Raw genomic sequence first — 11,968 nt, 5'->3', positions numbered from 1 at the left:
CTGACTAGGGTGGGGGCATGCGCCGAATCCTTGCCCTGTCAACGGCCGTCGCCCTGTTCACGGGGTGTTCCGCCACGCCCGAGGAGGTCACGCCGCCGACGGAGGGGGCCACCGTCGCCCCGGCCGCGCCCCCGCAAGGGGAGACCGCCCCCACCCCGGTGAACGATGAGACCCGGGACTTCACCATCGACGAGCACGGCACGTTCACCACCGGCTGGGCGATGGCCTTCCTGCCCGGCACCGACCACCTGCTCATCGCGGAGCGGCGCGGTGCGCTGCAGCTGCGGGACCAGACCACCGGCGAAGTCACCGAGATCACCGGGCTGCCCGAGGTTCATGCGCAGGGGCAGGCCGGTATGCACGACATCATCCCGGGCCCGACCTTCGAACAGGACGGCATGATCTACCTCAGCTGGGTGCGCCCGCACACCAACGGCGCCCAGGGTGTGGTCGGCCGCGCGTACCTGGACATGACCGGGCATGAGTTGACGGGGTTGCAGGAGATCTGGGAGCAGACCCCGGCCGCCGGCAACGGCCACCTCTCCCTGCGTCTGCTCATCGACGGCGATCACCTCTACGTCACCTCGGGGGACCGCCAGGAAATGACCCCCGCGCAGGAGAATGACACGAATCTCGGTTCCGTCCTGCGCCTCACCCTCGACGGCCGCCCCGCCCCCGACAATCCCTGGGGCACGGAGCAGTGGACGATGGGCCACCGCAATCCGCTGGGCATCGACACGGACGCGCAGGGCCGGATCTGGGTCTCCGAGATGGGCCCGCAAGGCGGCGACGAACTCAACCTCCTCGTCGAGGGCGACAACTACGGCTGGCCCGAGGCATCCATGGGCATCCACTACAACGACGACCCCATCCCCGACCACACCGCCGGGGACGGCTTCCACGGCCCGGCCGCGTGGTGGGTGCCGTCGATCTCGCCGGGCAACCTGCTCATCTACTCCGGGGAGCTTTTCGACGGCTGGGCCGACTCCGCCCTCCTCGGAGGCCTGTCCGGGGAGAAGATCGTCCGCGTCGAACTCGGTGAACCCGCCACCGTGGTGGACGAGTGGGAGATGGGCGCGCGCATCCGGGCGCTGGCCGAGGCCCCCGACGGCGCGATCTGGGTGCTCGAGGACGGCCCCGCCGGTCGGCTGCTGGAGCTGCGGCCCGCCTGACGCCCCGCCTGACGATCCGGGGGTGTGAAGAACTGGGCCCGCTCCCGCCACAGCACGACCGCGGTGATGACGAGCAGTACCCCGGTGGCCATGACCTCCGTGTCCGGGTGCGTCGCCATCACCTGTGTGCTCAGGTTCGCGCCGAGGTGGAAGAGGATCGTGAGCGTGATGTTGCGGTCACCCTGGTAGCAGACCCAGTTCATCAGCAGGACGAAGGGCAGCATGCCCAGCGGGAAGTTGAGGGCGTGGATCCACCCCTGCGCGACAGTCTGTTCCTGCGACGAGCCCGCGAACAGGGCGAGCGGGGCATGCCACAGAGCCCAGACCACCGCGAAGATGAGTGATGATGTGAACAACGAGAAGCGGCTGCGCAGGGAGTCCGTGCCGTAGGAGTGCCACGCGAGCTCCTCGATGACCGGCGCCAGGACGAGCACCGCCCACCCGGAGAGGACACCGACGGCGAACGTCGCCCCGCCCCGCCACAGGAACTGCTCGGGGGAGTACCCGAACAGCAGGGAGAGGGCCGAGGAGACGACCACCGCCCCCGGCATGAGCCCCACCGCCAGGGCTGTCCACACCGGGCGGACACGCCGGAAGTCCCACACGCGGCGCCACATGTCGCGTTGCAGTGCGCGGTCGTGGCGGGTCAGCCACCACACGACACCGAGCGGCGCGAAGAGTCCGGCGAGCGCCAGCAGGGTCGCCGGCCCGGCCTGGTCCTGGTGGCTGAACCAGGCGCCGGGCACCCACAGAGCCCAGGGGATCAGGGTGGCGAGGACGTAGAAGGTGAGGGGCCTGTCGTAGCGGTCGTAGGGCACGCGGTCGGGGGCGTGAACTGTGCTCATGACCTGGACGTTAGGCCGGTGCCGGGTGGCTGTCTGCTCCGGGAAAGCAACTTCAGGGCGAACCCCGAGGAAAACCGGGACAAGTCCGGACAACCAGGAATGTGCAGGGGGAGGCGTTGCTTCTGCCACAATGTTGTCCGTTTGACGCTCGCTGGGGGACAGCAGGGCACATTCTGGAATACGTGCCGGGGAGAAGATTGCGCTGGACGGAACCTCGAATGGGGGAGAAACGGTTCCACCACCAATCGCAACAGCCCAGGTTCAAGCGTGTGAACGGGCCGTGACGTGAGAATTTTTTTCTCCTTCTATTGTTACGCCGCTCACACTGCGCTACTGTGCGACTCTAACGGGTGAACGACGACTCGTGTCGAAATTCTGTCAAGAAGAATATTGCACCAAGGAGGAAAGCTGCGTGGCTAACAAGATTGTTTACACCGTGGAGGAAGCGCTCTCGGGACTGACCGACGGTATGAGTCTCGCGGTAGGGGGATTTGGAACGAACGGAAACGCGTTTGAGCTGCTCAACGGGATTGTAGATATGGGGGTGAAGGACCTGGTCGTCTACTCAAACAACCCCGGCAGCTTGACCGCGGACGGACTGGTGGGGCTGGGCAGGCTTTTCGACGCCAAGCAGGTTTCCAAGTTCGTTGGCTCATTCATCGGTTTTAATTCCGTCTTCGAGAATCAGTACATGAAGGGCGAGGTGGAAGTCCACTTCACCCCTCAGGGGACGTTGGCGGAGAAGATGAGGGCCGGTGGTGCCGGAATCCCCGCCTTCTACACTCCGACCGGCGCTGGTTCCCTGGTGTCAGAAGGAGGACTCCCTGTGCGGCACGGTGCCGATCTCGAGATCGTCGAAGTGTCGCAGCCCAAGGAAACCCGCACCTTCCTGCATAACGGGGAACCCCGAGAGTTCGTACTTGAAGAGTCGATTCGGGCTGATTACGCGATTGTGCGTGCCTGGAAGGCCGACGCAGAGGGCAATCTCGTATTCCGACGCACTGCCCAGAACTTCAATCCGGACGCCGCTATGTGCGGCAGGATTACCGTCGTCGAGGCTGAAGAGATCGTGCCTGTCGGTGGCCTGCAGCCCGAGGAAATTCACCTTCCGGGGATCTTCGTCGACCGTGTCCTCCCACTCACCAGGGAGCAGGTGCAGGCCAAACCGGTAGAGGTCATCACGATCCGAGAGCCCGGCCAAGAGCATTTCGTTCCCGCAGGCCGTGAGGACGATCGACCAGAGGTCGGCTGGAGTCGCAACGATCTGGCGCGCCGCGCTGCCCTCGAACTTTCTGATGGGCAGTACGTGAACCTGGGAATCGGTCTGCCCACCAAGGTCCCCGACTTCATTCCGGACGACGTTGATGTCACCTTGCAGAGTGAGAACGGTCTGCTTAAGACAGGCCCCTTTCCCCTGTACTACGAATTTGACCCCGATACGATCAACGCGGGCAAGGAAACCGTCACGGTCCGTCCCGGGGGATCGGTATTCGGATCCTCCATGAGTTTCGCGATGATCCGCGGAGGACGCATTAATACCGCCATCCTGGGCGCTTTCGAAGTGAACGAGTTCGGAGACATCGCCAACTGGGGCATCCCCGGCAAGAAGGTGCGCGGAATGGGCGGTGCGATGGACCTGGTAGAAGGCGCAGAAACGGTCATTGCTCTTATGGAACACTTGGCCCCCGATGGCTCCTCCCGCGTGCGGAATGAGTGTTCCTTCCCTCTGACAGCCAGGCGGGCGGTGGATAAGCTGATTACTAACTTCGCGGTTTTCGATATTTCCGAAGACGGACTTACTGTGGTCGAACTTGCCCCGGGGGTGACTCTCGAATTCCTCCGTGAGCACACGGAGCCTGACTTCGCTGTCGCGCTCAACGGCTAACCTGCAAGGAGAACTGTGCGTTACACATGCAATGTGGACTTCGATGCGCTCAGCGCGATTGACATGCACGTCCACTACGAAACCGACACTTGCGGTCATAACTCCCTACCGGATGAGTACCTAGACGCTTCCGCGAAGTACTTCAAGGGAATAGACCGGTTGCCGTCGATCGAGAAGATCGCTGACACCTACCGCCAGCTCAACATGGCTGCCGTAGTGTTCACCATCGATGCGCGCACCCAGCTGGGGCATCTGCCCAATTCCATCGACGATCTGGTGGCCGGCTGCAATGACAACAACGATGTCCTTATTCCTTTCGGATCCGTGGATCCCCGGACCGGTCAGGAAGCGATCGTCGAAGCCCGCCGTCAGGTCAACGAACTCGGGGTCTGGGGGATGAAATTCCACCCGAGTGTCCAGGGATTTGATCCTTCAGCCCGAGAGTTCTACCCGCTCTGGGAGGAACTCTCTGCCCTCGGCAAGCCACTGGTCTTCCACACCGGGCAGAACGGAATCGGCGCCGGGATGAAGGGCGGTGGTGGAATCAAACTGCGGCTTTCCAACCCACTGCTGCTCGATGACATCGCCGCGGACTTCCCCGAATTGACCATCATCATGGCCCATCCTTCCGTACCGTGGCAGGAGGAGGCCAACTCGATTGCGATTCACAAACCGAACGTATTCATTGATCTCTCTGGTTGGCGACCGAAGTACTTCCCCGAGTCACTGGTTCGGTTCGCCTCAAATGCACTGTCTCGGAAGTTATTGTTCGCGACCGACTATCCTATGATCTCCCCGGAAGTATGGCTGGGCGATTTCCAGAAACTGGAGGTCAAAGAAGAGGTGCACCCCCGGATCATGAAGGAGAACGCTCTGCATGTGTTGGGCGTGAAAGGACACAGTAGGTGATAGACGTGAGCAATGAAGCGGTCAAGAACTCAGACGCCCCTGTGGAGTCGGTTGACCGAGCATTGCGGCTGATCCTGCTTCTCCGTGAACGTGGATCCCTTTCCATCAAGGAAGCTGCCTCGATACTCAAGGTTGCTCCGTCGACGGCACACCGGTTGTTGGCGACCCTGACTCACCGGGATTTCGCAGTGCAGGACTACTCACGCCGGTACCGACTTGGCCCGGCGATGTCACCCGGGGATTCCACAGAGGTGAGTTTCGAGCGTCTCAAACAGGCTGCCGACTCCGTCCTCCCGCTTCTGCAACGAGAGGTGGGTGAGACGGTGCAGATCATGGCGCTGCGCGGACAGAACATTCAGTTCCTGGACGGAATTGAACCTTCCACCATGTTGCGGGTGGCGGTACGTCGAGGGGAAGAAATGCCGGCATTCGTGTCCGCCGGCGGTAAGGCGATCCTGGCCAGGATGTCTAACTCCGAGATTGAGGAGTTGTTTGCCGGTGGGCTGCCAGCTTGGCCACACCGCAAGCTCAACACCGTTAATTCCGTCAAGCGGGCGATGACTCGCGTCCGCCGCGACGGCTTCGCGATAAGCGATGAAGAAACGGAGCAGGGCGTGTCCGGTGTCGGGGTGGCAGTGAATGACGCCTCCGGGTTTCCCTTGGCGGCCTTGACCGTGGCAATCCCGGCAGCCCGTTTCGACCGAGCGAATGTAGGCCGCTACGCGGCAGCGCTGCATAAGGCAGCCGAGGACATCCAGGAGCAGTTGGAGCGCTGACGGCATCGTCGGTCCCGGGTCCCCTGCAGGTCCACCCTACGCCGCGCTTCGAATTCTTCCTTCTTCATCTGGGAAGCTATCCCGCTGTGCGAAACGCGTGTGCTTCAATGCTCATTATATCTGGGATACCGGGCCCGTTTCCCTTCGATCGGGCGGCATAACTGCGGATACCTGAACATTCCCGCGCAAATCATTCTGATAGACGGAATTTAAGACGCTTTTGTTGACGTTCGTCAAGGGTGCCGATAACGTGGTCTACGCCACATGGGTCGGCCCTAAGAATCCAGATCACAACACTGACCGGGTCGGGGTTTCATCTTCCCCACCAGCGGTTTCTCGGCAAACAATCAAGGAGTAAATCCATGGATCTCAATCTCGAAGAGCTTGCAGCTGTCATCGAGCAGCTCGACAAGACCGAGTTCACCGAGTTCCGATACGAGCAGGGTGACTTCCTCATTCACGTCACCCGCGACGGGCACACCATCGGAGGCGGCGCCCGCGTTCCGGAGGTTGCAACTGCTGCGGCTCCCGCCCCGGCTGCGGTCCCGCAGGCTCCGGTTCCAGAGCAGAGCCAGCCGCAGCAGGTTGTCTCGTCTCCCTCCCGGCCGTCGTCGTCAATCGATCCCGACAATCTGCCGGCTGATCACATTCTGGTTACTGCTCCGATGCTGGGGACGTTCTACGGGGCTCCAAAGCCGGGCGCACCCACGTTCGTCTCCGTGGGCGACCGCATCGAGGCCGGGGCCACGGTCTGCATCATCGAAGTGATGAAGCTGATGAACTCGGTGACCGTAGACAACGGAGGAGAGGTTGTCGCGATCTACCCCGCTGACGGTGAACTGGTTGAATTCGGCCAGCCCCTCTTCGCTCTGAAGGTGTAGGCAGAACCATGTCCCATAGAATTTTCATCGCCAACAGGGGTGAGATTGCCCTCCGCATACTAGAGGCGTGTGAGCTTCTGGGTATAGACACAGTGCTGGGCGTTTCGTCGGCAGACACCGACACCCTGGCAGCAAAGCGTGCGGGCCGCACGATTGTGATCGGTGGTCCGCGCCCGGGGGACAGTTACCTCAACATCGACGCTGTTCTCCAGGCTGCGACCGCGACGGGCTGCACCGCAGTCCACCCAGGGTACGGCTTCCTTTCCGAGAACCCAGAGTTCGCCAGAAAATGTGCCGACAACGGTCTGATCTTCATCGGCCCGTCGCCGGAGGCACTGGAATCTCTCGGCGACAAATTGACTGCGCGCCGGTTGGCGGAATCCGTCGACGTGCCTGTCTCGGCTGGTGGTACGGCATCTACTTCAGAGGAACTCCATGCTCTGGCGGCGCACATCGGTTACCCGGTGCTGATTAAGGCCTCCTTCGGTGGCGGTGGCCGAGGTATGAAGCTGGTCCATAATGACGCGGACCTGGACCATGCTTGGGAACTTGCCGCCGCGGAAGCCGCCGCTTCGTTCGGAAACGGGGAAGTGTTCCTTGAGCGTTTTGTTACCGACGCGAAGCACGTTGAGGTGCAGATCCTCGGTGACCGCCACGGTAACCGGATTCACCTCGGTGAGCGCGAATGCTCGGTGCAGTACCGGTACCAGAAGGTGATTGAGGAAGCTCCGTGCGCGGCCCTTCCCGAGAAGACCCGCTCTCTGTTGCACGACAGTGCTCTCCGGATTGCGGAGGCGCTTGATTATGTCGGTCTCGGGACCGTGGAGTTCCTCTATGACGTGTCCCGCGACGAGCTGGCGTTCCTCGAGGTTAACCCCCGTGTCCAGGTTGAGCACCCGGTTACCGAGGCTGTGACCGGAGTCGACTTGGTGAGGCAGCAGATCCTGGCTGCACTCGGCACTGAGATCGAATTCTCACAGAGCGACATTGAGCTGACCGGCCATGCGATTGAATGCCGCATCACGGCTCAGGATCCTGACCGAGGCCTGGAGCCAACCCCGGGGCGGGTCACCCGCTGGGTCCCTGTCGTGTCGGGTGACTCTCGGCTCGACAGTCACATCTACGAAGGCTATCTCTTCCCGCCCTATTACGACGCGCTCATGGCCAAACAAATCGTCTGGGGCACCGACCGTGACGAGGCGATCGACAGAATGTCTCACGTCCTCGGCAACTTCGTGGTCGAAGGAGTGACAACTTCGATACCTCTGTTGCTCGACATTCTCGCCACTGACGCTTACCGGCAGAACACGGTGACAACCCACTGGCTCACCAACACTCTTGAGGAGATCCGATCATGACCGAAATCAAACTTGTCGACGTGTCACTTCGTGACGGTAACCAGTCGATCTGGGGAGCGACCGGAGTCACCACCCGAATCGCCAAGGGGGTGACCCCGCACATCGGAAAGGTCGGTTACGAAGCGGTCGAATTGTTGTCGTCGACCGTCCTCGCCACGGCTGTCCGCTATCACGCAGAAGACCCGTGGGACCGAATTCGTGAGTCTGTGAAGGCCATGCCGGATCAGAAGGTCGGCTTTCTCACCACCGGAAAGCGTTTCATCACGTTCCACCGCACTCCGCGGGCGATTTTTGAGCTGGCTTTCACCCTGCTCGCCAGGAATGGCGTGCGTCGTATGTGGGTGGTGGACCCGATGCAGGACATCGAAGGTGCGCGTGCCACGGCTGAAATGGCCAAACGAGTCGGCTTCGAGGAGGTCATCGGTGGCATCACGTACACCCGATCGCCGGTCCACACCGACGAGTACTTCGCCAAGGGTGCGGCTGAATTCGCAGCATGTGAAGCAGTGGACGGTATGTACCTCAAGGATCCGGCCGGCCTTCTGACCCCGGATTCCATTCGCACCCTCATCCCTGCGCTCCAAGAGGCGGTTGCTCCGACCGGCACGGAGTTCAAGGAGATCCACTCCCACTCAACGATTGGACTGTCTCCTCTGACGGTTCTGGACGCTGCTGACCTGGGCATCCACACCATTCACTGCGCGCTGGGGCCGCTGGCCAACGGAGCTTCGCATCCCGAGGCCCGACGGCTGGTTTCCAACTTGCGGGCCCGCGGCTACGAGGTGAACGTGGATCTGGACGCCATGAACGCGGCGGCCGACTACCTGTACCAGCAGGCGAAGTACACGAATCTGCCGGTCGGGACGCCGAATGAGTACGACGAGGCCTACTTCCACCACACGATTCCTGGTGGCGTTCAGTCGACCACGCGACGACAGCTCCGAGAGATTCGCCAGGAGGAACTCTTCGATCAGGTCATCGAGGAATCCGTGCAGGTTCGCAAGGATCTGGGATGGCCGATCGTCATGACACCCTTCGCCCAGTACATCGTCACTCAGGCGACGCTCAACGTCATCACCGGCGAACGTTACAAGCAGATCTCCAATGAAGTCATTGACCTGCTGAGGGGCGACTTCGGAGAACTGCCCGGACCGGTCGACCAGGACCTCCTCGATCGGGCCCTGTCTACCGAGCGAGGTAGGCAGACCTCAGAGGATGAGGACATCACGATCGACGATCTGCGTAAGAAGTTCGGTCGCACGATCTCCGACGAGGAGCTCCTGCTCCGCGCGGTCATGCCGGCTGAGCAGGTGGACAACATGATCGCGGCGAAGGGGTCGACCCCGGCGGCGACAATTCGTCAGCTCCTGGAGGTTGCGTCCCAGGGTTCGCCGGTTCGATCTTTCAGCATGACCACGAATGATCGCTCATTCAGCTTCGCGAACATCAAGGAGAAGTGACATGTCTAAAGAACTTCTGAATTCGATCTCAGCATGGATGATCGACATCGACGGTTGCCTCATGCGGGCGTCAAAAGCTGGCGGTGCCGGAGGCACACCGATGGATAAGGCAGGAGAGCTGATCGCCTGGCTCCATGACGCAGGACATCCGGTCATCGTCTGCACGAATGCCTCGGAGAAGCCACCGGCCGAATATGCAGCGTACCTGCGTGAGAAGGGTATCCCGGTGAGAGACGAAGAGTTCATCACCGCCGGATCAGCAGCAGCCGATTTCGTCGCTCACCACCACGCCGGCGGGAAGATCCTCGTCCTGGGGACCGAAGGCATCCGCACCCCACTCCGGGAATTGGGCGGGCAGCTCATTGAACCGGGTGATGGTCTTGCAGACGCAGTGATCGTGGGGGCGGGCGAGAACTTCACTCGGGCCGAGCTCAACGCCGCAGCGCTCTCCGTCGAGGCTGGCGCCCCGCTGTACACGACCGTCGCTGCCCAGTGGTTCCACGGAGGGACGGGCAAATCCATCTGTATCTCGGCGGCGATGGCGCACGCCGTCGGGTGGGTGACCGACACCGAGCCGCAGGTGCTGGGAAAACCCTCGACCGGCCTGGGCGAGACCCTGATCAGAAGACTGGGCGTCCCTCCCAAACAGATCGGCATTGTCGGGGATGCAACCGCCGAAATCGATCTCGCTCATCTCATGGGAGCGACTTCGGTGCTCGTGCTCTCCGGTGCCGTTTCCGAAGACCAACTGAACAACCTGACGGGAGATCACCGTCCCGATGTGGTTCTGCGCGATGTCGCGGAACTCTACAGCCATCTCGCCAACACCTGAACACAGAAAGACCAGAGACATGAGCACTGACAACAACCGCTTCGACTACTTCCACGAGGCATCCGCTCCCGAGGGGGCCGACGGCTGGGAGTCCATGTACCCCTACTACCTCGTGCCCTCCGAGGAAACACGCGAGCACGATGACTCCAAGTTCTGGTTCGCAGACACCATGCACTGGTCGCGCGGCGTGCACCCGTTCGACAGCATTGGCGCCGAGGCCGTCTACTACGGCGCAGGTGTCTTCTCTACCCGCATCTTCTCCCTGCCGGTGTCACTCGGCCTGGACGTGAGGGTCTTCAACGGATACGTCTACATTTCGCCGACCGGGGTGACGGATCCTGCAATGATCCAGGAGCGCGCCCAGTACTTCCAGAAGCGGGCCGGGTACTACTACGAGAACTGGCCGTCACTCTACGAAGCCTGGAAGACGAAGATGGAAGGTGTCATCGCAGACATGCGGGAGATCACGTTCCCACCGCTGCCTGACTACGATCCCGACGAGGTTGTCTTCAACGCCACCGGGCGATCCGTCTCGATGGACATCCTGGAGAACTACCACAAACTGATCGATCAGTTCCTCAACGCGTGGCAGTACCACTTCGAGTTCCTGAACCTCGGGTACGGCGGCTACATCACGTTCTTCCAGTTCTGCAAGAACGCCTTCCCCCTCATCGATGATCAGACCGTGTCCCGCATGGTCGCTGGCGTCGACGTCCTGGCTTTCCGCCCGGACGGAGAACTGCGGAAGCTGGGTCAGCTGGCTGCTGAACTGGGGATCGTCGACAAGTTCCCGGAGGATAACGACCCTGAGAAGCTGCAGTCTGCCCTGTCCGGAAGCGCGGAGGGTGATCAGTGGCTCGCCGAGTTTGAGAAGTCCCGCAATCCCTGGTTCAACTACTTCACCGAGTACGGGTTCACTCACGACCAGGACACCTGGAACGACGATCTGTCGGTGCCGCTGAAGGCGATCGCGGACTATGCACGCGCGATCGCTGACGGGCAGGACATTTCCCGCCCGGTGGAAAGGCTGCAGGCTGAGCGCGACGAAATCGTCAGCGAGTACCGCAAGTACCTCAATGAGTCCGAGGCAGTCCAGTTCGATGAGCTTCTCAAGCTGGCACGAACTGTGTTCCCGTACATCGAAGAGCACAACATCTACGTTGAGCACTGGACCCACGATGTCTTCTGGAAGAAGGCCCATGAACTCGCCGAGTTCTTCGTCTCCGCGGGCTTCTTCGAGAACCCGGAGGACATGTTCTACCTGAACCGGTTTGAGGTCGACACTGCCCTCGCCGATCTCGTCCAGGCATGGGCGATCGGCGTCTCCGCCCGCGGCAAGAAGCGGTGGCAGGCCGAGGTCGAGCGCCGCAAGCCGATCGTGGCGGCGATGCAGTCCGTAACTGCCCCGCCTGCCTACTCGGCGCCGCCGGCTGAGATCACCGACCCGTTCGCCGTCATGAACTACGGCGTTACCACCGAGCGTGTCAATGACTGGCTGTCGTCGTCGAAGGGCGCGCCTGACACTCTCAACGGTATCCCGGCCTCCCCGGGTCAGATCGAGGGCGTGGTCCGCGTGCTCCGCAGCGAGAAGGATCTGCCGTCGCTGCAGCCGGATGAGATTCTCGTCGCCCCGATCACTGCCCCCTCCTGGGCGTCTGCCTTCGCGGTGGCGTCGGCGGTCATCACCGACATCGGAGGCATGATGTCGCACGCCGCCATCGTGTGCCGCGAGTACGGCATCCCGGCAGTGGTGGGAACCGGCTTCGCCACCGCGCGCTTGAAGACCGGCCAGCGTGTCCGTCTCGACGGTAAGAAGGGCACCGTCGAAATCCTCGAAACATAAAACCTCA

9 protein-coding genes and 1 pseudogene are annotated in these 11,968 nt (G+C 61.7%); 9 read left to right on the top strand and 1 reads right to left on the bottom strand.

The features are described 5' to 3' along the window. Positions 1–17 precede the first annotated feature (17 nt). Positions 18–1,172: a PQQ-dependent sugar dehydrogenase gene (locus B9Y70_RS10630; RefSeq protein WP_085550250.1), complete on the top strand. Its 1,155-nt coding sequence runs from the start codon at positions 18–20 to the stop codon at positions 1,170–1,172. Positions 1,173–1,315: 143 nt separating this feature from the next. On the opposite strand, the pseudogene B9Y70_RS13080 reads toward B9Y70_RS10630, so the two are convergent. Beyond that, positions 1,316–1,723, bottom strand: a pseudogene (locus tag B9Y70_RS13080) (CPBP family glutamic-type intramembrane protease); the annotation flags it as partial. Between the two features lie 706 nt (positions 1,724–2,429). On the opposite strand from B9Y70_RS13080, the gene B9Y70_RS10620 reads away from it, so the two are divergent. The 8 genes from B9Y70_RS10620 (at position 2,430) to B9Y70_RS10585 (ending at position 11,961) form a co-directional block, all read left to right on the top strand. After that, a complete protein-coding gene (locus B9Y70_RS10620) occupies positions 2,430–3,902 on the top strand; it encodes a 3-oxoacid CoA-transferase (protein ID WP_085550248.1) in 1,473 nt (490 codons plus the stop codon). 63 nt (positions 3,903–3,965) lie between these two features. Continuing rightward, positions 3,966–4,811 (top strand): amidohydrolase family protein, encoded by an 846-nt coding sequence (locus B9Y70_RS10615; RefSeq protein ID WP_085550326.1) that lies wholly within the window; start codon positions 3,966–3,968, stop codon positions 4,809–4,811. Between the two features lie 5 nt (positions 4,812–4,816). Then, complete coding sequence (locus B9Y70_RS10610; RefSeq protein ID WP_085550325.1) at positions 4,817–5,587, top strand: IclR family transcriptional regulator; 771 nt, start codon at positions 4,817–4,819, stop codon at positions 5,585–5,587. A 362-nt stretch (positions 5,588–5,949) separates the two neighbouring features. Then, positions 5,950–6,468: an acetyl-CoA carboxylase biotin carboxyl carrier protein gene (accB, locus tag B9Y70_RS10605; RefSeq protein ID WP_085550247.1), complete on the top strand. Its 519-nt coding sequence runs from the start codon at positions 5,950–5,952 to the stop codon at positions 6,466–6,468. 8 nt (positions 6,469–6,476) lie between these two features. Next, positions 6,477–7,826, top strand: a complete 1,350-nt coding sequence (locus B9Y70_RS10600; RefSeq protein ID WP_085550246.1) for an acetyl-CoA carboxylase biotin carboxylase subunit — start codon at positions 6,477–6,479, stop codon at positions 7,824–7,826. Then, on the top strand, positions 7,823–9,286 hold the full coding sequence (locus B9Y70_RS10595; protein WP_085550245.1) for a pyruvate/oxaloacetate carboxyltransferase: 1,464 nt from the start codon (positions 7,823–7,825) through the stop codon (positions 9,284–9,286). Before B9Y70_RS10600 ends, B9Y70_RS10595 begins: the two co-directional genes overlap by 4 nt. 1 nt (position 9,287) lies before the next feature. Further along, on the top strand, positions 9,288–10,118 hold the full coding sequence (locus B9Y70_RS10590; protein ID WP_159449814.1) for an HAD-IIA family hydrolase: 831 nt from the start codon (positions 9,288–9,290) through the stop codon (positions 10,116–10,118). A 19-nt stretch (positions 10,119–10,137) separates the two neighbouring features. Beyond that, on the top strand, positions 10,138–11,961 hold the full coding sequence (locus tag B9Y70_RS10585; protein ID WP_085550243.1) for a PEP-utilizing enzyme: 1,824 nt from the start codon (positions 10,138–10,140) through the stop codon (positions 11,959–11,961). The last annotated feature ends 7 nt before the right edge of the window (positions 11,962–11,968 follow it).

Origin of the sequence: Corynebacterium pollutisoli, from assembly GCF_900177745.1 — a bacterium.
Taxonomy (GTDB): domain Bacteria; phylum Actinomycetota; class Actinomycetes; order Mycobacteriales; family Mycobacteriaceae; genus Corynebacterium; species Corynebacterium pollutisoli.
Note: the sequence above shows the minus strand (reverse complement) of the source record. Positions and strands in the feature narration are given on the sequence as shown.

What these genes read in the sequence shown, in the direction of transcription:
- B9Y70_RS10630 (WP_085550250.1), top strand. Translation starts at nt 18, where the DNA reads ATGCGCCGAATCCTTGCCCTGTCAACGGCCGTCGCCCTGTTCACGGGG.
- B9Y70_RS10615 (WP_085550326.1), top strand. Translation starts at nt 3,966, where the DNA reads ATGCACGTCCACTACGAAACCGACACTTGCGGTCATAACTCCCTACCG.
- accB (WP_085550247.1), top strand. Translation starts at nt 5,950, where the DNA reads ATGGATCTCAATCTCGAAGAGCTTGCAGCTGTCATCGAGCAGCTCGAC.
- B9Y70_RS10600 (WP_085550246.1), top strand. Translation starts at nt 6,477, where the DNA reads ATGTCCCATAGAATTTTCATCGCCAACAGGGGTGAGATTGCCCTCCGC.
- B9Y70_RS10595 (WP_085550245.1), top strand. Translation starts at nt 7,823, where the DNA reads ATGACCGAAATCAAACTTGTCGACGTGTCACTTCGTGACGGTAACCAG.
- B9Y70_RS10590 (WP_159449814.1), top strand. Translation starts at nt 9,288, where the DNA reads ATGTCTAAAGAACTTCTGAATTCGATCTCAGCATGGATGATCGACATC.
- B9Y70_RS10585 (WP_085550243.1), top strand. Translation starts at nt 10,138, where the DNA reads ATGAGCACTGACAACAACCGCTTCGACTACTTCCACGAGGCATCCGCT.